Source organism: Corynebacterium vitaeruminis (assembly GCF_001054325.1).
Classification (GTDB): Bacteria; Actinomycetota; Actinomycetes; order Mycobacteriales; family Mycobacteriaceae; genus Corynebacterium; species Corynebacterium vitaeruminis_A.
This window is the reverse complement of sequence record NZ_JVVM01000021.1, coordinates 38,124-62,652: the sequence shown is the minus strand read 5'-3', so window position 1 is coordinate 62,652 and position 24,529 is coordinate 38,124. Positions and strand designations below refer to the sequence as shown.

21 protein-coding genes are annotated in these 24,529 nt (G+C 58.3%); 8 read left to right on the top strand and 13 right to left on the bottom strand.

Going from position 1 to position 24,529, the window contains the following annotated elements:
- Positions 1-179: 179 nt before the first annotated feature.
- Positions 180-1,454, bottom strand: a complete 1,275-nt coding sequence (locus ADA16_RS05995) for an MFS transporter (protein ID WP_048760078.1) — start codon at positions 1,452-1,454, stop codon at positions 180-182.
- 261 nt (positions 1,455-1,715) lie between these two features.
- On the opposite strand from ADA16_RS05995, the gene ADA16_RS05990 reads away from it, so the two are divergent.
- Positions 1,716-3,242, top strand: a complete 1,527-nt coding sequence (locus ADA16_RS05990) for an NYN domain-containing protein (protein ID WP_048760077.1) — start codon at positions 1,716-1,718, stop codon at positions 3,240-3,242.
- 102 nt (positions 3,243-3,344) lie between these two features.
- Here the strand turns inward: ADA16_RS05990 and ADA16_RS05985 are convergent, their stop codons facing one another.
- A complete protein-coding gene (locus tag ADA16_RS05985) occupies positions 3,345-4,190 on the bottom strand; it encodes a PspA/IM30 family protein (protein ID WP_048760074.1) in 846 nt (281 codons plus the stop codon).
- A gap of 159 nt (positions 4,191-4,349) precedes the next feature.
- On the opposite strand from ADA16_RS05985, the gene ADA16_RS05980 reads away from it, so the two are divergent.
- A complete protein-coding gene (locus ADA16_RS05980; protein WP_048760072.1) occupies positions 4,350-5,639 on the top strand; it encodes a serine hydrolase in 1,290 nt (429 codons plus the stop codon).
- 92 nt (positions 5,640-5,731) lie between these two features.
- Here ADA16_RS05980 and trxA read toward each other — a convergent pair whose 3' ends face one another.
- The 10 genes from trxA to ADA16_RS11500 form a co-directional block, all read right to left on the bottom strand.
- The gene (gene trxA, locus ADA16_RS05975) at positions 5,732-6,112 is read right to left on the bottom strand and encodes a thioredoxin (protein WP_048760069.1); all 381 of its coding nucleotides are present in this window, start codon (positions 6,110-6,112) and stop codon (positions 5,732-5,734) included.
- 142 nt (positions 6,113-6,254) lie between these two features.
- Positions 6,255-7,103, bottom strand: coding sequence for a fumarylacetoacetate hydrolase family protein (locus ADA16_RS05970; RefSeq protein ID WP_048760066.1), 849 nt, complete (start codon positions 7,101-7,103; stop codon positions 6,255-6,257).
- Between the two features lie 90 nt (positions 7,104-7,193).
- Complete coding sequence (locus ADA16_RS05965) at positions 7,194-8,390, bottom strand: acyltransferase family protein (RefSeq protein ID WP_048760064.1); 1,197 nt, start codon at positions 8,388-8,390, stop codon at positions 7,194-7,196.
- A 143-nt stretch (positions 8,391-8,533) separates the two neighbouring features.
- Positions 8,534-10,126 carry a replicative DNA helicase gene (dnaB, locus tag ADA16_RS05960; protein ID WP_048760061.1) on the bottom strand — a complete coding sequence of 531 codons (1,593 nt, stop codon included), beginning with the start codon at positions 10,124-10,126 and terminating at the stop codon, positions 8,534-8,536.
- A gap of 736 nt (positions 10,127-10,862) precedes the next feature.
- Positions 10,863-11,315, bottom strand: a complete 453-nt coding sequence (gene rplI / locus ADA16_RS05955; protein ID WP_048760059.1) for a 50S ribosomal protein L9 — start codon at positions 11,313-11,315, stop codon at positions 10,863-10,865.
- Positions 11,316-11,415: 100 nt separating this feature from the next.
- Complete coding sequence (locus ADA16_RS05950) at positions 11,416-11,982, bottom strand: single-stranded DNA-binding protein (RefSeq protein WP_048760057.1); 567 nt, start codon at positions 11,980-11,982, stop codon at positions 11,416-11,418.
- A gap of 123 nt (positions 11,983-12,105) precedes the next feature.
- Positions 12,106-12,393 (bottom strand): 30S ribosomal protein S6, encoded by a 288-nt coding sequence (rpsF, locus tag ADA16_RS05945; protein ID WP_005511978.1) that lies wholly within the window; start codon positions 12,391-12,393, stop codon positions 12,106-12,108.
- 352 nt (positions 12,394-12,745) lie between these two features.
- A complete protein-coding gene (locus ADA16_RS05940; protein ID WP_048760056.1) occupies positions 12,746-12,937 on the bottom strand; it encodes a hypothetical protein in 192 nt (63 codons plus the stop codon).
- The gene (locus tag ADA16_RS05935; protein WP_048760054.1) at positions 12,938-15,421 is read right to left on the bottom strand and encodes a transglycosylase domain-containing protein; all 2,484 of its coding nucleotides are present in this window, start codon (positions 15,419-15,421) and stop codon (positions 12,938-12,940) included. It lies immediately after the preceding gene.
- 11 nt (positions 15,422-15,432) lie between these two features.
- Positions 15,433-15,804 carry a DUF5318 family protein gene (locus ADA16_RS11500; RefSeq protein ID WP_414629651.1) on the bottom strand — a complete coding sequence of 124 codons (372 nt, stop codon included), beginning with the start codon at positions 15,802-15,804 and terminating at the stop codon, positions 15,433-15,435.
- 245 nt (positions 15,805-16,049) lie between these two features.
- Between ADA16_RS11500 and ADA16_RS05930 the strand changes: the two genes are divergently transcribed.
- From ADA16_RS05930 to ADA16_RS05915, 4 genes are all read left to right on the top strand, one after another.
- The gene (locus ADA16_RS05930; protein WP_048760052.1) at positions 16,050-17,135 is read left to right on the top strand and encodes an inositol-3-phosphate synthase; all 1,086 of its coding nucleotides are present in this window, start codon (positions 16,050-16,052) and stop codon (positions 17,133-17,135) included.
- A 512-nt stretch (positions 17,136-17,647) separates the two neighbouring features.
- Entirely contained in the window at positions 17,648-18,139 is a 492-nt protein-coding gene (locus tag ADA16_RS05925; protein ID WP_048760050.1) for a MarR family winged helix-turn-helix transcriptional regulator, read from the top strand.
- A gap of 159 nt (positions 18,140-18,298) precedes the next feature.
- Positions 18,299-19,231 carry a universal stress protein gene (locus tag ADA16_RS05920; protein ID WP_048760048.1) on the top strand — a complete coding sequence of 311 codons (933 nt, stop codon included), beginning with the start codon at positions 18,299-18,301 and terminating at the stop codon, positions 19,229-19,231.
- 43 nt (positions 19,232-19,274) lie between these two features.
- Complete coding sequence (locus ADA16_RS05915; RefSeq protein WP_048760046.1) at positions 19,275-19,691, top strand: hypothetical protein; 417 nt, start codon at positions 19,275-19,277, stop codon at positions 19,689-19,691.
- 155 nt (positions 19,692-19,846) lie between these two features.
- Here ADA16_RS05915 and leuS read toward each other — a convergent pair whose 3' ends face one another.
- Entirely contained in the window at positions 19,847-22,765 is a 2,919-nt protein-coding gene (leuS, locus tag ADA16_RS05910; protein WP_048760044.1) for a leucine--tRNA ligase, read from the bottom strand.
- A gap of 60 nt (positions 22,766-22,825) precedes the next feature.
- Here leuS and ADA16_RS05905 point away from each other — a divergent pair, with 60 nt between their 5' ends.
- Both ADA16_RS05905 and ADA16_RS05900 read left to right on the top strand, forming a co-directional pair.
- Positions 22,826-23,437, top strand: a complete 612-nt coding sequence (locus tag ADA16_RS05905) for an SdpI family protein (RefSeq protein WP_048760042.1) — start codon at positions 22,826-22,828, stop codon at positions 23,435-23,437.
- Positions 23,438-23,524: 87 nt separating this feature from the next.
- Positions 23,525-24,508 (top strand): bile acid:sodium symporter family protein, encoded by a 984-nt coding sequence (locus ADA16_RS05900; RefSeq protein ID WP_048760040.1) that lies wholly within the window; start codon positions 23,525-23,527, stop codon positions 24,506-24,508.
- The last annotated feature ends 21 nt before the right edge of the window (positions 24,509-24,529 follow it).

The following is a 24,529-nucleotide window of genomic DNA, read 5'->3' as shown; positions in this document are numbered from 1 at the left end:
ACCAAACAACAACTGCCCGGCCGCGCTGACCTCCGAATACATTACACACAGACTCCTATTTAAGCGAATCCGCTGGTAGACACCTAAAAACGAATCATTTTAGTTAACTCTGTACGCCAGATCAGAGGTTTCCTACGGCTTGTTCGCTAGTTGTCAGCAACTCAGCAATCGACCAATTACTAAGTCAGAGTCACCTTGTTACCTGCAAGCCGTCGCCAAGCAGCGGCAGACGCCACACCCATCAGCGCACCCGCGCCCATAAACACGCTGCCTGCCCCCATCGCGGTAGCACCAAAACCAGCGACCGGCGGCAGGATGACCTGCGCCAGGCGGTTACCCATCAGCCGGATGGACAACGCCTGAGCACGTACCTCGGCATCCACCAGGGAACTCACCCACGTCATCGACATGGGCATCACAAAGCCCCATGCCAAACCGCAGATACCAACAGCAATAACCATGAGCCACGCACTCTGCAGCCACGGCATAGCCAGAAGCGGCAGGACACCGGCGCTCACTGCGATAATAAGGACACGGTCACGATTGGCTCGGCGCAGTACGGTCGGCATGAAAGCTCGAGAAATGATTGCGAGACCGCTTCGTGCACCGAGAATCGCCGTAACCTCGGCAACGCTAAATCCCAGCTCACGTCCCAGCACCGGCACATATGCTGTCAACAGGTCGATGGCAACGATGACCGCAATCGATACGGCCATCGCGCTGGACATGCCGTCGATACGCAGGATGCTTAGGACCGAAGCCCCTTCCGCTGAGTTTTCCGATGATCGATCGTTCCTCGACTGACCGCGGCCTCCAGCGGGTGACTCGGTGGATGGCGCAGTAGTGCTAGCCGCTTGCACTTCGGCGGCTGCACTCGCTTCGTGCCGTCGATAAGCAGTTGCCACCGGCCAGCCGATGACCAGGGCGATCGCACCGATTCCCGTCATCGTCCAGAGCGCGGGAGTGGTGGCGGTCATGGCGCTGCCATCGTGGTTGGGAGTGAGTAGACCCGCACCGACGATGCCGAGGAACTGACCGACGGAGATTCCAAGCGTGAAGTATGCAAAGAGGCTATCGAGCCCGGCGACGCCGCCACGCAGGTGCGAAACCATGCCTTGAGCGGCGATGAGCGTGGTCATGTGGGCGAAACCCAGCGCGATGTAACCCAGTAGAAGTATGGGTAGATTCGGCGAAAGCGCCATTACTGCCGCAGCGACAACGGTGGCGATAAGGCCGGAGTACATGACTTCGGTGGCGCGATGGCTGTCGACAAGCTTGCCGGCGGGAAGCGCAATAATAAGAGGTACAAGTGAAAATGCGGCGGTGAACCAGCCGACGGTGGCGGCGGAACCACCGAAGTCGAGGACTCGCCAAGAAAGCAGCACGCGACCGGCGTTAAAAACCGCTTGCCCCATCACAGTAATGAGAACCAATAGGCCGAACCAACGTCTCATACCTCTTTGTAACTCTCCTTCTCCTGTGTGGTCGTACTCTTCGCGAGCCGATTTCTTTGCACGTCACTACCCAAATTGGGCGGTGTTTCCGCGCCGACTCGCAAGCCTGCCAACCCGCGAAGAGCGGTCAAAGTGATGCGGCTTATTAAGGATAGTCCCTGAAGTTAAACATGTTTAGCGCATAGAATGAATTATTCGGGCATCCTTGTCGATGTAACCGGTTTGCTTATTTAGTTAATAAAGAATCAGGAATTAGGAGCCATGCTTGAACGCACATTGGTGTTCGTCGATACGTCATATTTATTGGCGAGCTTTTACAACTCGTGGGAAACCGGAGCCCGCGGGCAATTAGAAATCGACCTTAGAGAAGTAGTTAGTGTCCTTGACCGAATGATTACCCAGCAGCTGAACCAGCCAGTTCAGCGGCAACTTTGGTATGACGGCATCCCGGAATCGGGCCCGCACCGTTACCAGCGCTCGCTGCGCACTATCGATGGTGTTCAGCTTCGCGCAGGTCAGCTCATTGAATGGGGTGACCGACGGACGCAAAAGGCCGTCGATACGCGCTTGGTCGCCGACATGGTCGTCGCCGGTCTCCGCAACCAGGTTTCCGATATCGTGCTGGTCTCGGGCGATGCGGACATGCTGCCCGGCGTCGCTGAGGCTTCGGCCTCCGGTGTGCGCGTGCATCTCTACGGCTTCGGCTGGGACTCCATGTCCGGTGCGCTTCGCCATGCCTGCGATTCGACGACAATCCTCGATCCCCGCGAGGACTTCGCTGACGCCATGCAGCTCAATGTCCTCGAAGGCCCAATCCCACCGGTCGTCCGCACGAATAAGCCGCTGGGCGATGCCGAACCAATCGAAGATCTCGGCGCCACCTGCGTGCCGGATACACGCATTACGCCTCCGGGCGAGGGCTCGCTTGACGACGGCACGGAGACCACTCCCACCTCTGCCGACGGTGACGCTGCTTCGCCCGAGGCTGGCACTCCGGAGGTTCCGCAGGATCAACGCGTGGTGCCTTCCCCCACGGCTGACAGCAACTCCGACTGTCGCAGCGATGACAATGCTGCAGCCACGCCAACAGCCAAGGCTGACTCGCCGAAGTTCAACGAAGTCGAACATGCAGCCAAGATGGGCGCTCGGGAAATCCCGGCGCAGGCTGAGCACCTCGCTGAGGTAGAGCGCACGGGCGGTTCGGACGCTGCGCAACCGACTCAGCCTTCTCCCGCGGCTATGCCCGGCGCGACTTCCGAGGCGGGTAGCGGCGCTGGTAGCAACGGCGGAACCGAGGATACGGGCGCACCTGCTTCCGATCCCGCCTCCGCGCAAAGCCAGGTCGCATCGTCTGCTGCAGTTGGCAGTGATGAGTCGACGACGGGGTCGTCGGCAAGCGAAGACGGCATAGACGCGAGTGCGCCGAAGCCAAGCCCGCGCCCGAACCCGTCGATGATGGCACCTCGGAGGAAACTACGTAGTCGGTATGTGCCCCTGCCGAACGAGGTGTGGGCGTCGGCGGGATTCCAGACGCCGTTCGATGTGGGGCAGCAGTACGCGAACTGGTGGTACGAGAACATTGCGACCGAGCAGGCGCGCGATAGTGCTCACTTGCTGTCCGGTGGTGGGCTGCCGCCGGACATTGATCGTCCGCTGCTGCAGTTTGCGTGTGAGACGCTGCACGAATACACGCTGACGGAGACGCAGCGTGTCAATCTGCGCGATGGTTTCCACGCGGGTATCCGCGGGGTGCTGCTTGCGCGGAAGAACGGCAAGCTGGAGGAGTAGCGTCCGAGTTGTTTTGTCGGCCTACGAGCACTGTCGGCGGCTCTGGTTAGCCGCCTCGGTGCCATTTACGCTGTTGACGCGAGAAATGTCGGGGGCCGACGGCTACTTTGTTTCGTCTGCGTCCGTTGTGGTGCCCGGCGCGTCTTCAACGTCCTCGATGTCCTCTGCGGACTCCAGCTCGCCGGCGTTGCCCTTCGCGGCAGAACCGGACTCGAGAGCGGCGTTGTCGTTATTCATCTGGGCACGAATCTCAGCCAGACGCATGTCGGCGGCGGCATCGCGAGTTGAAGTCTCGATCTCAGCCATACGACCCGCCTGCGAGGACTCCGCGAGTTCCTGGGCACCCAGCGCATTCGCGTAGCGGCCCTCGATCTTCTCACGAACCGAATCGAGAGTCGGCACATTCGGGTCCTCGGAAACACCCTGCATGCTCTGGAGCGTCTTCGACGCGGTCTCCTGCATCTTGGCCTGATCTGCCTGCGACTCCAGCTTGCGGATATCCTGCTTAATCTGCTCGTAGCGAGCCTGGGACTGCTGCGCCTGGCGCTGCGCCTCCTCAGCGGCAGATACGGCCTGCTGGTGGAGCTGCGTGGTGTTTTCCAGCTCCTTTTCGACATTCACCAGCTGAGTGGCAAACACCTCAGCAGTGTTTTCCATCTTCTGCGCAGTGGCCTCATCCCCCTTGGCGCGGGCCTGATCGGCATTGGCGAGTGCCTGGCGGGTGTTCTCGGTAATCTTGTCACGCTCGGAGGTCAACCGACCAAGCTGCATTTCCAGCTGGTTGCGGTTGCCGATGATAGCCGCAGCCTGACGCTGAATCTCCTGGTGGCGCTGACGCTCAGCCTCGGCGGCCTGTGCAATCTGAACTTTCGGGTCCGCATTGTCTTCAATCTTCTTATCGAACGAAGACATCATGTACTTCCAGCCCTTGGCAAACGGATTGGCCATGCAAATCCAACCTTCCTCACATATGCGGAATAACTAATCGGAACCGAGAAAATTCCATCTCTCAAAAATTGTACGTGAGCTAGCTCGCTCCCTCTCGGTAAACGGAAAGGGCTAGTTACCGGTGAGCGAGACTCCCTCAGAGTTGTAAACTCTCTAAACATGGTTCATTGCCCTCAACGCGCGCGCCGCGGCATCGCCGCGAGCCTCGCCGCGGTTATTACTCTGTCAGCCACGACACCGCTGGCTAACGCGACAGCCGCAGCACATGCTGACTCCACCGACGCCGATGCATTTTCGCAGGTAGTCATAGCAGCGCCATCTTCGACGACACAAACTAAACCGTCCGAAGCAAAACCCAAGAAGTCAACTGACACGACCGCAGGGAAGACCACTGAGACGACCCCGGAGAAGACCACGGGGAAGTCGTCCGAAACCTCGACTGAGAAAACCTCTTCAACGGAATCGGAGAGGCCCTCTACGGAGCCGTCGGAAAGCCCTGCGAAAACTGAGCCGAAGAATTTTGCCCCGCTTGTGCCAGGGACAAAGACCCAATGGGGTCATGGAGTGCAAACGCGTCTCGACGAAGTGACCGGGAAGTTCGATGCCAAGGGCGGCATGCTCGGCATGGGCATCCTGGATCGCCAGACTGGTGAGTTCATCTGTAACTCACACTGCGACGATGCTTTTCACCTCGCCAGCCTGATGAAGGTGTTCGTCGCCGACGTTGTGGCCTACTCCAACTACACGCCGCCGAAGAAGGGAGAGATTGTCGCTGGCAAGGGCGATATGCCCGTCACGGGTAACCCCGACGCCATGCTGCGCGACGACATGATTCGCTACTCCAATAACGAGGCAACTGACGCACTGTGGAATTCTTACGGCGGTGTACGCATCGTTGACAATGTCAGACAGCGCTACGGTCTGTCAGATAAGACCCAGGGCTCGCCTATGTGGGGAGCTACTACCAGCACACCAGCCGACATGGTCGCTTACTTTGACCGCATGCTGAGCGAAGAGGGCGGACTGAGTGACACCGAGACCAGATACATGCGTCAGTTGATGTACTCACTGCCGCGCTACTCCTACGGCGATGCAGACCAGAACTTCGGTCTACGCGCAGCGCTGCCGAAGGAAACGATTGCCAACAAGTCTGGCTGGTACGAAGGGCAGCACACCACTGCTGGATTCCTGGGCGACGATGACCGTTTCGCCATCGCAGTTCTGGGCAACAACCTGACCGCCAACGAGCTCACCGAAGCCGTCAAGTACGTGTTCCCGGGCGGGCAGGTTCTGCCTACAGACAAAAAGAAAACAAAGTATGCCTACACCAGTGCGCCGGTGCCAGCCCAGGATGAGTCTAGCCAAGTCAACCCAGCCCTGTGGGCGCTATTGGCTGCACTCGCGGGCTTTGGCATCGGCTGGCTTATTCGCGGCCAGCGCGCGGATTAGACACAAAGAGCCCCCGCGGGCCTAGGGCGCGGGGGCGTGCACGTCGGCGAGTCAAGTCGGAAACGCACAATATGCGGGCTGAACCGCAGAGTTTATTCGGCAGCGCTGTCCTGTGCTGCCTGCTCAGCAATCTGCGCACGGACATCATCCATGTTCAGCTCCGAAGCCTGGCCAACGAGATCGCTCAGAGCGGTCTCCGGTAGCACACCAGAGTGCTGGAACAGCAGGATGCCCTCGCGGAAAACAAACAGCGTCGGAATCGACTGAATACCCAGAGCTGCCGAAACCTCCTGATTAGCATCGGTGTCCAGCTTTGCGAACACTACCTCCGGGTGCTGCTCCGAAGCCTTCTCAAAAATCGGGGCGAACTGGCGGCATGGGCCGCACCAGGATGCCCAGGCATCAACGAGCACAATGTCGTTGTTCTGAATGGTCTCAGCGAAAGTCTCGTTCGTAATATCAACAGTTGCCATGGGACTAACTCCTTTTACTCTTTAACGTCGCGTTCTAACTTCACGTTCTTTAGGTAGGTTTTTACCCGTTAGTTCCCCACAACGCACGCGGGGGTCAATTCATTCCCGCAGGCTTCGCGGGGACGTCGTAAAGCGGCGTGTTTTAGTGATTGATGCGGACGGTGTTGACCTGTTTGCCCAGGCCATCGATGGTAATGACCATCTCCTGGCCATCTTGAAGGTATGTCGGCGGATTCATGCCGTGGCCGACACCCGCAGGCGTTCCCGTGGAGATGACATCGCCCGGATTCAGCTGCACGAACTGCGAAATATAGGAAATCAACTTCGCCGGGGAGAAGACGAGGTCGGCAATCGGCGCATCTTGGCGTAGCTCGTCATCGACGTAAGTACGTACACGCGCGGAGTCCTCCTCGAACGCCTCAGCCGTGAGCATCCACGGCCCGAAAGCGCTGGCACGCTGCAAAGTCTTACCCTGCAGCCACTGCTCCGTGGCGTACTGGAAATCACGCTGCGTGAAGTCATTCATAATCGCGTACCCGGCGATTGCCTTATGCGCCTGCTCCTCCGACACCTGCAAGCAGGTCTCGCCGACGATAACGGCGAGCTCACCTTCGTAATCGAGCTTATTGGCGCAGGCCTCAGGTACTCGGATGTCATCCTTTGCGCCAGCGACGGCATCGGCAAACTTCGCGAACAACGTCGGCACCTCGGGACGCTCGTGCCCCATCTCGTCGATGTGTGCAGCATAGTTCAGGCCGACGCAGACAATCTTGCCCGGGCGCGTAATCAGCGGTGCGAACGCCCACGCGCTCTCCGCCATGATGTTGTCAGGATTACTCCCCGCCTGCTCTAAGAGTTCTTCCGCTTCACGACGCCACGTTGACCGCGCTAACACATCCCCGAGACAGTGGTCATCAAAAAGGACCGCTACACCGTCGCCGAGAACAGCGGCGCGGGTTCCACCCTGGTATCGCAATGTTGCTAGACGCATGGCTCTCTCATTTTCCTCGTGGCTATTGTCTGTGTCACTTCTGCGGTCTGATTAGCTCTCGCCTCCACGCTACCGCCTAGGGGAGCTGAATTAGGAAGCAGGTTCACTCTTCGGCTGACGCCGGGCTTCATCTTCAGGCTGGGAAGCGGGATCCTGGCTGCACTGAAAGACACGCTGCCCCGGCGTCGTCATGCGCACTACCCACGCCGGGCGGGCAAAGAGCCACCCAGCACCAATGGCGAGCAACAGCCTGTGCAGCCCAAGACACAGCATCGCTGCGATGATGGTCACCAGCGGAGTCATGATGACCAAGTGTGGATCCTTCGGCAGGATGAGGTCGAAAATAATCATGACCACAACCAACATTGGAATGTGCATGAGGAAGATAGGCAGCGTTCGGCCACCTACCTTTTCAAAAGGCACAACTAGGCGAGTGTTCTGCAGCATCGCCATGACGTTAATTGCAGCCAAAGCACCAGTGGTGGACAGGTACACGCGAGTGAAGCCCACGTTACCTTCGTTAAAGCTGGAGTAGGTGACCTGCACCCAGATTGCGACCGATAGGAACGCCGTCAGTGTCACCAGCAGCGAAAGGCCACTGCGGCGGTTAGCCATCCGGAAAACCCAGGGTGCACCGTACATGCCAAGCACGTAGAAGAACAGCATTTTGCTGACGAAGTCCCATGACCAGCTGGATGATGCGAAAGGAGCCCAGGCGCTAATGAGGCCTGCAACAATCAGCTGAATCGCCGGATGCACCCAGCGGAATGCTCGAGTGAGAATTGCAAATAGCGCCAGCGCCCACAAGAACCACAAGTACGATGTCGGCTCAATGGTCGCGTGGAGTGTGTTATAAATCCGCGGCCCCCACGCGCTTTGGTCCGTAATCGGCGGCGGGTACACAATCCCGTCGGCATCCACGTGCGTATACGGCATAAGGAAAAGCACCAAGTCACGCAGCGGAACCCAGACCACATAGAGATAGACCATCACCCAGATTCGGCGATTGGCCAACTTATGCCAGGACTCTTTGAGCGCCTTACCCGCAAACAGTCCTGACAGCAGGAAAAACAACGGCATACGAATCGGCCCGAGGAAGAAATTGAACCCCGCCCACTGTGCCGTGTAGTAACCGTGCGCCTGCAACTCTGTAATGGCATGGCCGAGCACAACTAGAAGAATGCACAGGCCCTTAGCCGCGTCTACCCAGCCGACACGCTTTTTGGGCGCGCTTTTCTGGCTCTTAGCCTTGGCCTCCGCTGCCACGGGAGCGGCAGTTGATGACATTGTGCTTCCCCGCTTCCCGGCGACTCCACGTAACCCTCAAAAATCCTCATAACCATCAATGCGCGAAACCTCGCCCCATTGACTGTCACTCACCTTACCTAGCTACCCGGATTGCACTAATTTTGGGTGCTAGGCCGAGCCTCCTAGAGAGAACCGCTGGGCTCCTCTGCCAGGTTCGCGAACCTGGAGTAGTGCAGCTGGTGGGCCACAGCAATGCTTCCGGTCGGTCCGCCACGGTGCTTTGCGACGATAATATCCGCCTCACCAGCGCGTTCATGGTCAGCCTCCTGAGAGTCCGGCCGGTAGATTAGCATGACGATATCGGCATCCTGTTCCAGCGAACCCGACTCACGCAGATCCGACACCTGCGGTTTCTTATCCGTACGCGCTTCTGGGCCACGGTTCAACTGCGAAATTGCAATCAGCGGTACCTCGAGTTCCTTCGCCAGCAACTTAAGCTGACGCGAGAACTCCGAAACCTCTTGCTGCCTGGACTCGACCTTCTTACCCGAGCTCATCAGCTGCAGGTAGTCGACCACGATCATCTTCAGATCGTGCTTCTGCTTCAACTGGCGTGCTTTTGCACGAATCTCCATCATGGTCAGGTTCGGCGAGTCATCAATGAACAGCGGAGCATCACGGATTTTGTCACCGACCTCGACCAACTTGGTCCAGTCCCGCTCATCCAGGTCACCGGAACGCAAAGATGCCATGTTGATCTTCGCCTCTGCGGACATGATGCGCATCATGATTTCATTGCGCGACATTTCCAGCGAGAAAATAGCACTGGTCATGCCGTTGCGGATCGATGCCGAACGCATGAAGTCCATCGCCAGCGTGGACTTACCCACACCCGGGCGCGCCGCAATAATCACCATCTGACCTGGGTGAAGACCGTTCGTCAGCTTGTCCAGGTTGGTAATCCCCGTCGGCACACCCTGCGCCAGACCACCGTTTTGGGTAATAAGATCCAGTTCCTCGAGCGTGTCATCAAGGACATCGGCAATGGGAACGTAGTCGTTCTTCGTGTTCTCACGACCAACGCTGAAGATGAGCTGCTGCGCCTCATCCACCAGCTGCTCCGGCTCCGTGTCCTCCGCGCCCGCATAGCCAATCTGTGCGATCTTCGTGCCGGCTTCCACCAGACGACGGATCGTGGCCTTCTCCGCAACAATTCGCGCATAGAACTGCGCATTAGCCGCCGTGGGCACCAGCGAGGCCAACGTGTGCAGGTACAGTGGCCCACCGATGCGCTCCAGATCGCCTGTACGATCCAGGCGACCTGCCAACAGAATGGGGTCAATCTCCGACGACTCACCATAGAGGTGCAGAATCGCAGAATAAATCGTCTGGTGCGCCGGGCGGTAGAAATCCTCCGGTGTCAGCTGCTCATACACATCCGCAACGACCTCGGAGTTCAGCAACATTGCACCGAGCACACTCTGCTCTGCCTCGATATTGTGCGGCGGCGTGCGCTCAAAAGTCGCCCCAGCTACGGCGCTCGCACGAGCGCCACGTCCGCGGTCTCGCTCCCAGTCCCGAGTCCCGCTCCCGCTTGACGACGCTCCGTTGCCCGAGCTTTGTGAAAACGAGTACTCCTCCGGTGGCGCATCCTCTACCGGTGGTTCCGGTGGCAAGGGAATGTCATCGAAGGAATCATCATGGGAACCCGCCGAGTAGGACGACCCATCGTTTCCCGCTCCTGCCTGACCACCATCACCTACAGGCTGACTCATTGTGAGCAACTCCTCCCCTTCTGAACCACTTCGGCACCTTTTCGACCTCGTTGCTGATTGACCATCAGACTGAAGACGTCTCTGTAAACCTGCCACAGTCGGCACCTGACTATCTAACGCAGTTATACCCGTTCGGGCGGATTGACGGACTTGTAAAAGTACCCTTGAATGTGTCGGAAAACAATCTTTAAAGGGGTTTATCCCCGAAGTTATCCACAGCACCTGTGGATAAACCTGGGGAGAACGTGTGCACAATTAGAAAACACCCAGGTGAACTACCGGTAACTCTAAACTAGCGCTTGAACGTTAACGGGGGTAACAAAGATACGACCTGGGAAGATAGTATTTTCGCAGGTCAGCCGAAGTTTTATTCAATGTGCTGAAAACTCCGCCCTGCGCCACCCCAGTAGCATCAATGCTGCTCATAGGGGTGTTATTAACACTAAATTAATAAAGTTCTCGCGAACCCGGGAAGGTTTATCCACGATGGCTACACAAGTTACCCACATGTTTATCCACAGGTATCGTCGTTAGCCTGTGGAGAAGTTTTAGAGGTCCCCGCCGGCACCTGCGTAAAGGGCTTTAAACCAGCCTTAAACCACGAAAAGCCCTGACCTTTCATTACGAAAGATCAGAGCTTCGCGTGTGCTGTTGTCATTGGGCCTCAGAGCACGCGCACATCCTTAGGCGCTGCGCTCGTCGGCCGCCGTCAAAGTAGAAACTTTAAACCGCGAACTTATGCGGCGACGACCTGTACGGAAACATGCGCGGTAATCTGCGGGTGCAGCGCGATGTCAACGGTGTGCTTACCAAGGGACTTGATCTGGCTCGGAGCAAGCACGACTGCGCGCTTGTCGATAGCCTGACCGGAAGCCTTACGAACTGCATCGGCGATGTCACCCTTGGTGACGGAACCGAACAGCTTGCCATTTTCCGAAGCCTTCACAGCAACGGAGACGTTGTCGAGCGAATCAATCTTCTGCTTGACTTCACGTGCATGGTCGAGGTCGCGGATAGCGCGAGCCTCCTGGGCACGACGAATGCCCTCGATCTGCTTTTCTGCGCCGCGGGTGGCAACAATTGCCAGTCCACGAGGAAGCAGGTAGTTACGTCCGTAGCCGGCCTTGACCTCAACGATGTTGCCTGCGACACCGAGCTTGTCAACGTCGGCGGTGAGGATCAGCTTCATGATCCCTGCCTTTCGCTGGATATGTCTTTAAAAGATTATGAGAATTGTGGATGCTAAATCTGCTACAAACTAGTCACGTAGTGCCGTGGCTGGATGGAGCTTAGAACGGAGGCTCATCGCCGCCGAAGCCACCACCGGCCGGAGGAGCTGAGTTCCACGGATCTTCCGCGGGAGCTCCGCCACCAAAACCGCGATTGCTCTGTCCACCCTGGTTGCCCTGGTTGTCGCCAAAGCCACCGCCAAAACCGCCACCGGCGTTGCCACCCTGGCCGCGGTTACCGCCGCCAAAGTTTCCACCGCCATTGCGCGGAGTTCGCGTGACCTGAGCCCGAGCGAACTTCAGGGACGGACCCACCTCATCGACCTCAACTTCAAAGACAGTGCGACGCTCGCCCTCACGGGTCTCGTAGCTGCGCTGGCGCAGACGACCCTGGACGATGACACGCATGCCCTTGGAGAGACTCTCGACAGCGTTTTCCGCTGCCTCACGCCACAGGCTGCAGGTGAGGAACAAACCCTCGCCGTCAACCCACTGGCCATCTCGATACACCCGCGGAGTCGACGCGACGCGGAAGTTCGCCACGGCGGTGCCATTCTGGGTGTACTTAAGCTCCGGATCGGCAACTAGGTTGCCAACCACTGTGATTTGTACGTCTCCCTGAGCCATGCTTCTTCTCCTCGGTTGAATTCTGTCGAGCTGATGATGGGGGCTTTCGCCCGCTATCCTACGGCTTTCGCACTACCGATGTGCCCCATTCGGACACCAACGGATACGCGATTGCGACGCAGACTAACGATCAACCCGCAGCACCTTGGTGCGCAGGATGCTGTCGTTCAGATTCAGACGACGGTCGAGCTCCAGCACGGTTGCGGACTCGCAGGTGAGGTCGACGACAACGTAGATGCCGTCTTCCTTCTTCTCGATCGGGTAGGCGAGGTGGCGCTTACCCCAGATGTCCACCTTCTCCACCTTGCCGTTCTCCTTGCGGACAACGTCGAGGTACTTCTCCAGGGACGGGCCTACGGTGCGCTCATCCTGAGACGGATCGATAATAATCATTACTTCGTAGTGACGCACGGACCTCATCACCTCCTATGGTCTAGTTCTTGTATTTCGGCTACACAGCGTGATGCGCTGGCACTATCTTTCATGCCAACCGCTATGCAGCAGGAGGATCGTTGCGTCAAGCAACCCTGCCAGGGTACCGCAGGCAGAGGGGTAAGTCCTAATCGCAATTGCCGTCGGCAAGCAGTACTGGCAAGTGAAGGTGGTCTGCGGCGCCAGTACCCCACGTCGGTGAGCGGACTCAACATGATGCATAGAAAAAGAGACGCACACAGAGCTACTGCGCGCGTCTCTTTGAATTGTGAAGTTGTCGCGCAGGCTGCGGACAATTGGCGGTCGAACAGCTAACTGGCTTGCCTGCGCCCTACATCGATGTCGATGAGGCGTGTGTCAACGCGATAATCACCGGGATGACTGTCGCGAACAGGAAAGCTGCCAGGCACAAAGCCCAGATGATGGCCGGCTTCCACTTCTGCATGAAGCCCCAAAAGGCCGTGCCGAACATCAGGAAACCAATCGCGACACAAACGATGGTGAAAATAACCCAGGTATCCACTTATTCGCCACCTTCAGTGTTACCGGAGTCTCCGCCGCCCTCATTGCCACCGCCGAGACCACCGCCTCCCGGAATCGGGATTGGCAGCAAATCAGCGATTCCACCGCCGATTCCACCGCCGGTTCCGCCCCCGTTGCCACCATCTGGAATCGGTGCAGGCTGCTCCTCAGAGGACTCAGGGGCCGAGTCCTCGACCGACTCCTCTTCGGTAACCTCCGGGGCATAACCCTGGTCATAGCCATAGTCAGAGGTCGACGGTGCCTGGTACTGCGGTGCGCCTGCGACTCCACCAATCGACTCCGGCTTCGTGAAGTATTCAAAGTCCTGGTTAGCCAGCGCGTTATCCATGGTGTACTTCCACAAATCGCCCGGGGTTTGCGAGCCGTACATGATGCCACCGTAGGAGTTGTAGAGTGCCGAACCATCGACGTTGCCAACCCACACAGCGGTAGACAGCTGCGGAGTCGAACCAATCATCCACGCATCCTTGTTCAGTCCGGTGTCACCGAGCTGCGTGGTACCGGTCTTGGCGGCCGACGGACGACCGCCACCCAACGGCTTATTGCTGTAACCGGCAATTGGCTGCATGGCCGAAATCACATTGGTGGCCACTGCCTTGGAAACTCGACGGTCCCCCTTGCCGGTATTGGACTCGTAAACAATTTCACCCTTGGAGTTTTCGACCTTTTCGACGAAGTGAGTCTTCTGGTAGACGCCGTCATTAGTCAGCGTCGCCAGACCAACGGCCATATCCAACGGACGCGAAAGGTACTGTCCCAGCGCGATACCGTCCTGTGAGTGACCGTTGTCATCCATCAAGGTCTTTTCAATCCCCGGGATAGACTCAGCCACACCCAGACGGTGAGCCATCTTGGCGGTATCATCCGGGCCGTTCTTCAAATCGCGCTGCAGGCGAATAAACGGAGTGTTCAGCGACTGCTTCAGGGACTCGTAGATTGGCAGGACGCCACCGCCGGCACCGCCGGCATTGTACAGAGTGGCGTTACCGGACTGGACAGGTGCCGAAGAGTACTGCGCAGTCAGCGGAATACCCTGATCGAGCGCTGCTGCCAACGCAAAGATCTTGAAAGTAGAACCGGTCTGCAAACCGCTATTTGCGTAGTCCCAGCCAGTCGGATCATCGCCACCGTAGTAGGCGCGGACAGCACCGGTCTTCGGCTCCACCGAAACGATGGCGGCGCGCATACCGGTGTCCTGGTCGATGTAGTTGTCCATCGCGTCCAGGGCAGCCTGCTGCATTGTCGGGTCAATGGTCGTCGTAATGCGCAGACCGCCAGTGTTGACTTCCTGCTCGGAGATTCCCTCGCGCTCCAACTCGGCCAGCACCTGATTCTTAATCATCGCCACCGGACCGGGCTCCGGAGCCTGCTTCGGCGCCAGCGCCGGATCGATGGTCTCCGGGTACTTCATTCCTGCGCGTTCCTGCGGCGAAATGATGTTCATCTCGACCAGACCGTCAAGGACGTAGTTCCAACGGTGTTCCGCCTCCGGACGGTTAGTCCACGGATCCAGTGCGGATGGGCGCTGAATCGAGGCTGCCAACACAGCACCCTCTTCAACATTCAGCTCGCTGACTTCCTTACCGAAGTAGGCCTTCGACGCAGCCGCGATACCGTATGCATTGCGACCAAAGTAGATGGTGTTGAGGTAGGCCTCGAGGATTTCGTCCTTGGTCCACTCTCGCGCCATCTTCGCCGACATCACCAGCTCCTTGGCCTTACGAGTGATCGTGCGCTCATTGCCCACCACAGCATTCTTGACGTACTGCTGCGTAATGGTCGAGCCGCCACCAGCACTGGAATTACCAGTCACAAGTCCCAGCGCCGCACGGCCATAACCGGTCAAGGAAAAACCCGGGTTGGTATAGAAGTCACGATCCTCAGCTGCCAGCACTGCATTGCGTACAGAATCCGGCACCTTGTCGATAGTGATGTTGCTTCGGTTACCGCCCTCGGGAACGATGCGTGTGATTTCCTTTTCACCGCTACGGTCATAAATCACCGCAATCTGGCTATTGGCCAATTCCTCTGGTTCCGGCACGTCCGTTGTCGCGTAAGCAACGCCGAACACGACTACCGGCAACAGAACGACCAACGCCACGGCCAGACCAAGCCACGCTAAAATCCGCCGCTTAGTGTCAGTCGGCTGTTCTTCTTGCGCCATCGAGCTTTCCTCTTCATGGTCATCTGGTCCATCGTCATCTGGAGCATCCTGCCCCTTCGCCGGCTCCGATTCGCTTGCCGACGTCATCTCTGAATCGGTAGCTGGATTCTCGTCATAGTTACCGACCGAAACAGCATCGATACTGTCGCTGGGATCGTCGTCCAGCGATGCGTCGTCGGAGCGTGGCGTGTTGAAGAGATCAGCATCTGGCTGATCCCACCACTCGCCTGATGAATTAGAACCCTGGCCCTCGTGAGGGCTATTAGGACCGCCTGGGCTATCGGGTCGATCATTGCTCACGGGTGCTCTCCCTAGTTTTCTGACTCTTCTCGAGCTGCCTGAAGTGTCCGGGTCAGGAAACTCCACTTGCAGTCGGGGCACACCTCAACTTCTTTGACGGTGCACGAACCATACTCATTAACTATTGCGGATAATTCGTTTTCAGTACAAGCAGAGCCGGAACGACGGCCCAAGTTTTCTCCGAACACCCAGAATACGAGTCGGAGGTCAAATTTGCGACATACCGGGCACTCTTCCTGGGACTTTCTGCCGTGAAACCGCGCGGCAGCGACCAACCGAGCATCGGCATCACAGAGCGATTTCCGTGAAATCTCCCCTGTACGCCACTGCTCCAATAACTGCTTCTTGAGCAAGGAGTGATCAATCTCGCCCTGCCATGTCATCACGAGGACAGATTAGCAGGCGCACCTACGCGGATTTTACCCCCGCTTGATCGGTAAACACATGCCCCCTCGCGGTTTGGGCATCGGCAAAAAACGGATAAAGGTATAACGTCACGCTCGTTACCTCAATGCGTGCACCCACTCACGGCCGCACCGCAGGCGCAAGGCCTGGTGCGAGATCCTGATGCGAGTTCCCGGTGCGAGGTCAAAGCCTCCGAGCACATAGTTTCAAGGAGAATTACCAAATGAGTTCAATTCGCGTCGCTATCGTCGGCGTGGGCAACTGCGCCTCCTCCCTGGTGCAGGGTGTCGAGTTCTACCGCGATGCAAAGCCCGACGAGACCATTCCTGGCCTCATGCACGTCGTCTTCGGCGACTACCACGTCTCCGATGTCGAGTTCGTCGCAGCTTTCGATGTTGACGACAAGAAAGTTGGCAAGGACCTCTCCGAGGCCATTGTTTCCTCCGAAAACTGCACCATCAAAATTGCCGATGTCCCGACTCTCGGCGTCGAGGTTCAGCGCGGCCCGACCCTGGACGGCGTTGGCAAGTACTACGCGGACACCATCGACGAGTCCCCGGCTGAACCGGTCGACGTAGTTCAAGCCCTGAAGGACGCCAAGGTCGACGTCCTGGTCTCCTACCTGCCGGTTGGTTCCGAGCAGGCCGACAAGTTCTACGCACAGTGCGCCATTGACGCTGGTGTAGCCTTCGTCAACGCCCTGCCGGTCTTCATCGCTTCCGCCCCAGAGTGGGCCAAGAAGTTCGAAGACGCAGGCGTTCCGATCGTCGGCGACGACATCAAGAGTCAGGTCGGCGCAACCATCACCCACCGCGTCATGGCCAAGCTGTTTGAAGATCGCGGTGTCCGCCTCGAGCGCACCCTGCAGCTCAATGTCGGCGGCAACATGGACTTCAAAAACATGCTCGAACGTGAGCGCCTTGAGTCCAAGAAGATCTCCAAGACCCAGGCTGTGACCTCTAACCTCAACGGTCCGCTGGCCGGCAAAATCGATGACCGCAACGTCCACATCGGCCCATCCGACTGGGTGGACTGGCTGGATGACCGCAAGTGGGCCTACGTCCGCCTCGAGGGCAAGGCCTTCGGCGAGGTGCCGCTGAACCTTGAGTACAAGCTCGAGGTCTGGGATTCTCCGAACTCCGCCGGCATCATCATCGATGCCGTTCGCGCGGCCAAGATCGCCAAAGATCGCGGCATCGGCGGCCCGGTCTACGCCGCTTCTTCCTACCTGATGAAGTCCCCTCCAAAGCAGCTTGCCGACGATGTTGCGCGAGCACAGCTCGAAGCGTTCATCAAGGGCGAAGACTAAAAAGTCACAAGCAATCAAAAAGTACAGGCGAGCAGCTCTGAGAGCATGCTCCTTCAAAAATCGCCAGCAGTTACCCGTGCGGTAGCCGCTGGCGCTTTTTATGCTTCCCTATCCCCTGTCCTCCCGTGCCCCTCCCCGCCCCATTCGCTGTTGTGCGAATGCCGCCCCACATGGATACGTGCGCTGCCGTCGTCGTAAAGCTGACAGCAAAGCATCCGAGGGAATAAAGCTGCGAGATATATCACACACCGAAAGTGTTCGCGCGAGTAGCCATATGGCTACCTCCATTCCAATGTTCTAAGTACAGAAGAAGTGACACTTTAGGGGGCTCTACACCCGCTGAAAAAACCTCATACACCGATGGGTTTACCCCTTTGTACTGGGGTTTTAGGTGGCTGTCGACAATTTGCTGTTGATTTTATTGTCGAAATCACCAGTTGTAGAAAAATAAATAGTACCCCAAAGAAATTTCGTATTGGCAACTAGCGCTGTTCGCATATAACATCGTCGCTATGACATTATCTTCGGGCTCGATTGGCAATCCTGATGCCGTTACTCCTCTGTCGCTTGCAAAGCGCATTCGCCCTCTCCTGACTCGCGCCGAGCTGCTCTACAGTCGCCGCTCGTCGGAGTCCCAGCTCAGCCGTGCGCAGCTGTCCATCATGATGACCCTGGAGGCACTGGGTGCCTGCCGTATCAGCCAGTTGGCTGAGGCCGAGGCCATCCGCATGCCCACCGCCTCTAACGCCGTGCACCACCTGGAGGTCGCCGGCATGGTGGAGCGCGTGCGTGACAGCAAGGACCGCCGTGGCGTCCGCGTTGAACTGACCGATCGCGGCCGTGAAGAGCTGCACCGTGTTTCCGAAGAGCGCAACCAGCAGATGGCTGAGATGTTCAGCGCGCTGACTCAGGAAGAGCTGGAATTTGGCGCTGGTCTTGAGACGATTCTGTCCAAAATTCTCGACAACTACCCGGAGCATCCGAAGGCAAACCCAGGCGCCTAACCTTTTTTCTCCGCTAGCCCTACCCCCTTTAAGCCCACAGGCAGGGTACATAGCTTTTACACGTCATCAGTGCCGTTTTATATATGCCCGCCTATCCACGTAGGCTATTACCCAGAAGCACCACTTGGATAATTCTGGTTAATCACAGGAGGATTAGCGATGGCTTCCCGCCCGCTTCGTATCATGATTGCGTGGCGTCCAGGCGAGTACGGCACCGAAACGCTTGCTTACGCCGCCTGGTTGGCTCGCACCACGAAGGTGCAGATTCGCGTCGTCAGCGCACTGTCGCGCGGCTGGCCGCTGACCTCACTAGCTCGGCTGAGCACCAATGACTCCTGGGTTTCCCACGAAACCGAGTCTCTGGAAAAAATCATCAAGGATGAACTGAAGCTCGCAGGGCTGCGCAAGGGCATGCTTGACGACGATGCCGTGCGGATCATCGAATCCTCCAGCGAATCTACAACTATCTGTAACGAGGCCGAAGAATTCGAAGCCGATATGGTTCTGCTTGGCACGCGCCGAAGCAATACCAAGGACTGGGCCGCCAAGAACCGCAGTCGCTTTACCGCGGGATCGACTTCGGATGCGCTGCTGCACTACTCGCCAACTCCACTGGGGCTGGCTATCCCCGGCGCGAAACTTTCGAAGCACGGTGTGACCCGCGTCAGCATTTGTTACATTGACACTCCGCAGTCGCACCACGCATTGAATAAGGCTGCTGACCTGGCACACCGTTGGGAAGTTCCCCTGCGTCTGGTCTCGTTTACGCCCCGCGGTGCGACCATGTACCCGACGGAGAACGGCTACGGTCCGTCCTCGGACCTGATGATTGAGTGGCGCGAGCAGGCGATGGGGCTGCTCGACCGCGGTACCGACCGCGCGCATACCCGTTACCCAGATCTGTCCATCGATGCGGACGTGGCCTCCGGCAACGGTTGGGAAGAGGCCATTCAGTCCATCAAATGGAAGAAGGGGGACTTGCTCGTTTTGGGTTCGTCTACTCTTGGCCCATTCGGACGAATTTTTATCGGCTCGTCGACTAACCACATTGTTCGTCATAGCCCGGTGCCAATGCTGATCACTCCGGCCTAGTATGGCAGGCACATCAGAAGGGATTTAGAGGCGAGGGGAGCAGATGGTCGACAACACACCTGAGCGCAATACACCAGAGCGCAGCGAGGATGAAATCTTCGACGAGCTTGAGCGCAAGATGTATTCCGGCAAGCGCGCCTACATCTACACCGCGGGTGTGATTCTTACGACCCTGCTCGCGGGCCTCATTATCGGCATTGCCGGTGCAATCGTTGGCGGTCCCACCTGCGATGCGGGCAAGTCCAGCTTTATTTGCTCCCGCACTTGGGAAATCCTCTTTCCCGTCGTCCCGGGCGTAATCTCCCTGGTCGGCTGCCTTTTTGGTTTCTGGCAGACCTACGTGGAGTGGAAGAACTTCCGCAACTGGCGCCCGTGGCTCGCCATGTGCTGGGTGCTCATGCCCTTCACTTTGATGTGGATGCTCTCCACATTCGGCGTCCTGATTCTGGGCGTGAAGTAGGGACAAGAGGCCGCCAGCCTCGCTGCCACTCCTTGAGGCTTTTTGGCGAAAGCCTTATGCGAGAAAGTGCTCGGGTTTACGGCAAATTCGAGCCGATTTTATTCCTCAAACTGCCATAACCCCAGACACTTTCTTGTCCGCACTAGCCTCCTTGGCTACTTCTTCACAACTAGGTTGACCATCTTGCCCGGAACGACAATAACCTTCACGATATTGCCACCTGCGTTCTCCACGGCTGCACCCACCTTTTCGTCGGCACGCGCGACGGCCTCAATGTCCTCACGGGAGGCATCGGTTGCCACGTCAATGCGGGCGCGAACCTTGCCGTTGATCTGAACCGGCAGCTCGACGGTGTCGTCGACCAGCCACTTCTCGTCAACTGCTGGCCACGGACCGTGTGCCAGGGACTCGGTGTGTCCGAGGCGACTCCACAGTTCCTCCGCAATATGCGGCGCGACCGGGCCAAGCATGAGGGCCAGCGGCTCCACGGCAGCGCGCGGTGCACCGGCCGATCCGTAGGTCTTGGTCAGGTAGTTGACGTACTCAATGAGCTTTGCGACGGCCGTGTTGTCACGCAGCTCAGTGTAATCAGAGGTAACCCCTTCCACGGTACGGTTGAGGGCCTTGAGGTCGTCGTCGGTAAGCGCTGCGTCCGTGACGGCGAGCTCACCGGTGTCCTCGTTGACTACCAGGCGCCAAGCGCGCTGGAGGAAGCGCTGCGAACCGACCAGATCCTTCGTTGCCCACGGGCGGGAAGTATCGAGCGGGCCCATGGCCATTTCGTAGACGCGCAGGGTGTCGGCGCCGTAGTTGTCGCAGACTTCGTCAGGGGAGACGGCATTCTTCAGGGACTTGCCCATTTTGCCGTACTCCTGGAATACCTCCAGGTCAGAACCGTCTTCGGCGCCGCCGGGGATGAAGAACTTACCGTCGCGCTCAACAACCTGATCCGCCGGCTGATAGACACCACGGGCATCGGTGTAGGCGTAGGCCTGGATGTAGCCCTGGTTGAACAGGCGACGGTACGGCTCCTTGGAGGTCACGTAACCGAGGTCGAAGAGGACCTTGTGCCAGAAGCGGGAGTAGAGCAGGTGCAGCACTGCGTGCTCGACGCCGCCGACGTAGAGGTCGACGCCACCCGGGTCGTCCTTGCCGTGGGTCTCCGGGTGTGGGCCAGTCCAGTAGCGCTCGTTTTCCAGGTCGACGAACTTCTCAGCGTTGTTCGGGTCGATGTAGCGCAGCTGGTACCACGAGGAACCTGCCCAGTTCGGCATGACGTTGGTGTCGCGGCGGTACTTCTTCTTGCCGTCGCCAAGGTCGAGCTCGACATTGACCCAGTCAGTGGCCTTGTCCAGCGGAGCCTTTGGCTCGGTGTCGGCATCATCCGGGTCGAAGGTGACCGGTTTGTAGTCCTCGACCTCTGGCAGCTCGACCGGAAGCATCGACTCGGGCAGTGCATGGGCGTGGCCGTCCTCGTCGTAGACGATGGGGAAGGGCTCGCCCCAGTAGCGCTGGCGGGCGAACAGCCAGTCGCGCAGCTTGTACTGAACCTTCTCGTGGCCTGCGCCTTCCTTCTCCAACCACTCAATAACGGTGGCGATGGCGGTGTTCTTGTCCAGGCCATTGATGTCCAGGCCGGAGTCATTAGCGGAGTTCACGCACGTGCCGTTACCGACGTACGCTTCCTTCTCGATGTTGCCACCTGCGACAACCTCGCGGATTGGCAGGCCGAAGGCAGTGGCGAACTCGTAGTCGCGCTCATCGTGGGCCGGGACAGCCATGATGGCACCGGTTCCGTAGCCAATCAGGACGTAGTCGGAAATGAATACCGGCACCTGTTCGCCGCTGACCGGGTTGGTGGCGTAAGCGCCCAGGAAGACGCCGGTCTTCTCCTTGTTCTCCTGACGTTCCAGGTCGGACTTGGAGGCAATTGCGGCGCGGTAAGCGGCGACGGCCTCGGCTGGGGTTTCGTTGCCGAAGGTCCAGCGCTCATCCACGCCCTCGTAGGAACCGCTGCCGGCCTCGACCAGCTTGTCGACCAACTCGTGCTCAGGAGCGAGCACCATGTAGGAGGCGCCGAAGAGAGTGTCCGGACGAGTGGTGAAGACCGTGATCTTGGTGGAGACCTTCGGGCCAACCTCGGCTGCGAAGTCGACCTCAGCACCGCGGGAGCGACCAATCCAGTTGCGCTGCATGGACTTGACCTTGTCCGGCCAGTCCAGCAGCTCCAGGTCGTCGACCAAGCGGTCCGCGTAAGCGGTGATGCGCATCATCCACTGGCCCAGCCGCTTGCGGAAAACCGGGAAGTTACCGCGCTCGGAACGGCCCTCGGCGGTCACTTCCTCATTGGACAGCACAGTGCCGAGGCCCGGGCACCAGTTGACCATCGAATTCGACTGGTAGACCAGGCGGAACTCATCGACGGCTGCACGCTGCTCAGTCTCGCTGAGCTCGGCGTAGACGCGACCGTCCTTGGTAGCCATCTCGCCGGATTCCAACAGCGGAATCAGCTCATCGATGCGACGGGCCTTCTTCTGCTCCTCATCGAACCAGGCGTTGTAAATCTGCAGGAAAATCCACTGCGTCCACTTGTAGTAGTCCAAATCGGTGGTCGCGAAAACACGACGGCGGTCATGGCCGAGACCCAGGCGTCCCAGCTGGCGCTCCATGTTGGCGATATTCGCTTCCGTCGTCACGCGCGGGTGCGTACCAGTCTGGATGGCGAACTGCTCGGCCGGCAGACCGAAGGCATCGTAGCCCAGGGTATGCAGTACGTTTGCACCCTGCATGCGGTGGAAGCGCGCGAAGACGTCAGTCGCGATGTATCCCAACGGGTGGCCTACGTGCAGGCCGACACCGGACGGGTACGGGAACATGTCCTGGACGAAAAGCTTGTCCTTCGGCGGAGTCGAGCCATCGGCAGCTGCTAGATCGCCCACCGGGTTCGGGGCGTAGAAGGTGCCGTTATCTTTCCAATACGCCTGCCACTTTCCCTCTAGCTGAGTCGCCAGCTCGGGGGAGTAGCGGTAGTCGGTGGCTTCTGCCGAGGACGAGGACTTTTCGCTGTTGGTCATGGTCTCACAGTCTAATAGGTGCGTTTGGCACGTGCCCAACCACCTATATAAATTGGAGGCATGGTTGTCATCCCTGTAATTACCCTGGTTCTGGCTGTTTGCATAGCCGTTGTCGCTGGTTTGGCATGGTCGGCGAAACTGCCGGGTAATAACTGGATCGGAATTCGCGCGCCCGAGGCTCGAAAGTCCCAGGAAAACTGGGATATTACGCATCGCGTTGCCGGTCCGCCGTGGGCTGTGTCCGCTATCGCTTTCCTCGGCGCCGCCATGCTCGGCTTCCTCGCCATCCGCCCGGAGGCCTCGGGTTGGATGTGGCTGTGGTACGCCGTCGCGCTGCTCGCCGGTATCGCCATGCTCGGCGTTGGTGCGGCTATCGGCTCGCACACCATCGCGCTTTACGACGCCAAGGTCTCCGCCGAGTCCGACTCCGGTTGTGGGTGCGGTGACGGTGACGCCGGCTGTGGCTGTGGCTCCGCCGCCACTGATGCCGCCGACGCTGCGACTGATGATGCCTGCTGCTCCGACAATCCGGCAGCAGACTGCGGTGTCTCCGGTGGCTGTAGCTCCTGTGGCCTGGAAGGATTGTGCACGGACAAGGGCTCATCCGCGAATGCCTCTTTCAAGCCTGTGGACAAGGATGCGCTGCGCAAGGCAGCTGAACAGCAGAAGTAAAACGTTATTGCAGAGAAAAGCTTCTGCAAAACGGTAAAACAGAAAAACAGTAAGACAACATCTGGCTGCCAACTAAACTATTTGTTCATGTGGCAACGAATTGTGAATTGGCGTCCAGACCCCCTCATCGTCGGTATCGTTGCTGCAGCGATACTGGCGATTATTTTTCCTGCAAGCGGCACTACCGCTGAGGTTTTCGGCTGGGCCACGAAGATCGCCATTGGCTTCCTATTCTTCCTCTATGGCGCTCGCCTGAGCCCGCAGGATGCGTTGGCCGGTGTTAAGCATTGGCGGCTGCACATAACCATTCTGGCTTTCACTTTCGTGCTGTTCCCAATCCTCGGCCTGCTGATGAAACCCTTGGATTGGATTCTCTCTCCTGGCCTCTACCTGGGCATTCTGTACATGACGCTGGCCCCGTCAACGGTGCAGTCGAGTGTGAACTTCACCTCCATCGCCAAGGGCAATGTCGCCGGCGCAATCGTCAGCGCCTCGGCTTCTAACCTGCTGGGTATCGTAGTCACACCGGTGCTGGTGATGCTGTTGATGGCCACCGGCGGTGGTATCCACGTTGATTCGTCGGTGTTCTTGGATATTTCGCTGCAATTGCTGCTGCCATTTGCAATCGGCCAGCTCACTCGTCGCTGGACCTTCAAGTTCGCCGCAGCGAAGACGACCAAGAACGTCGACCGACTTTCCATCGCACTGGTTGTCTATGCCGCGTTCTCCGAGGGCATGGTGCAGGGCATTTGGTCGAAGGTGCCGGCCGGCGACATTGTCATCCTCTGTGTGCTCTCGGTAGTGCTGGTGGAGTTCGTTTTGCGGCTGTCCGGTTTCGTCGCAAAGAAGATGGGCTTCGACCGCAAGGATCGCATTGCCATTCAATTCTGCGGTTCGAAGAAGTCCCTGGCCACCGGCCTGCCAATGGCCGCAGTTATCTTCGGCACCGATGCCAGCCTCTACATTTTGCCGCTAATGATTTTCCACCAGGTTCAGCTGATGATCTGTGCGGTCTACGCCGCTCGTTGGGGCAAGGAAGCCGAAGCCGAACCGGAGCGCCAGCCAGCTTAACGCGGTTTTGGGCACATAGCC

What these genes read in the sequence shown, in the direction of transcription:
- ADA16_RS05995 (WP_048760078.1), bottom strand. Translation starts at nt 1,454, where the DNA reads ATGAGACGTTGGTTCGGCCTATTGGTTCTCATTACTGTGATGGGGCAA.
- ADA16_RS05990 (WP_048760077.1), top strand. Translation starts at nt 1,716, where the DNA reads ATGCTTGAACGCACATTGGTGTTCGTCGATACGTCATATTTATTGGCG.
- ADA16_RS05985 (WP_048760074.1), bottom strand. Translation starts at nt 4,190, where the DNA reads ATGGCCAATCCGTTTGCCAAGGGCTGGAAGTACATGATGTCTTCGTTC.
- ADA16_RS05980 (WP_048760072.1), top strand. Translation starts at nt 4,350, where the DNA reads ATGGTTCATTGCCCTCAACGCGCGCGCCGCGGCATCGCCGCGAGCCTC.
- trxA (WP_048760069.1), bottom strand. Translation starts at nt 6,112, where the DNA reads ATGGCAACTGTTGATATTACGAACGAGACTTTCGCTGAGACCATTCAG.
- ADA16_RS05970 (WP_048760066.1), bottom strand. Translation starts at nt 7,103, where the DNA reads ATGCGTCTAGCAACATTGCGATACCAGGGTGGAACCCGCGCCGCTGTT.
- ADA16_RS05965 (WP_048760064.1), bottom strand. Translation starts at nt 8,390, where the DNA reads ATGTCATCAACTGCCGCTCCCGTGGCAGCGGAGGCCAAGGCTAAGAGC.
- dnaB (WP_048760061.1), bottom strand. Translation starts at nt 10,126, where the DNA reads ATGAGTCAGCCTGTAGGTGATGGTGGTCAGGCAGGAGCGGGAAACGAT.
- rplI (WP_048760059.1), bottom strand. Translation starts at nt 11,315, where the DNA reads ATGAAGCTGATCCTCACCGCCGACGTTGACAAGCTCGGTGTCGCAGGC.
- ADA16_RS05950 (WP_048760057.1), bottom strand. Translation starts at nt 11,982, where the DNA reads ATGGCTCAGGGAGACGTACAAATCACAGTGGTTGGCAACCTAGTTGCC.
- ADA16_RS11500 (WP_414629651.1), bottom strand. Translation starts at nt 15,804, where the DNA reads ATGACATGGCAGGGCGAGATTGATCACTCCTTGCTCAAGAAGCAGTTA.
- ADA16_RS05930 (WP_048760052.1), top strand. Translation starts at nt 16,050, where the DNA reads ATGAGTTCAATTCGCGTCGCTATCGTCGGCGTGGGCAACTGCGCCTCC.
- ADA16_RS05925 (WP_048760050.1), top strand. Translation starts at nt 17,648, where the DNA reads ATGACATTATCTTCGGGCTCGATTGGCAATCCTGATGCCGTTACTCCT.
- ADA16_RS05920 (WP_048760048.1), top strand. Translation starts at nt 18,299, where the DNA reads ATGGCTTCCCGCCCGCTTCGTATCATGATTGCGTGGCGTCCAGGCGAG.
- ADA16_RS05915 (WP_048760046.1), top strand. Translation starts at nt 19,275, where the DNA reads ATGGTCGACAACACACCTGAGCGCAATACACCAGAGCGCAGCGAGGAT.
- leuS (WP_048760044.1), bottom strand. Translation starts at nt 22,765, where the DNA reads ATGACCAACAGCGAAAAGTCCTCGTCCTCGGCAGAAGCCACCGACTAC.
- ADA16_RS05905 (WP_048760042.1), top strand. Translation starts at nt 22,826, where the DNA reads ATGGTTGTCATCCCTGTAATTACCCTGGTTCTGGCTGTTTGCATAGCC.
- ADA16_RS05900 (WP_048760040.1), top strand. Translation starts at nt 23,525, where the DNA reads ATGTGGCAACGAATTGTGAATTGGCGTCCAGACCCCCTCATCGTCGGT.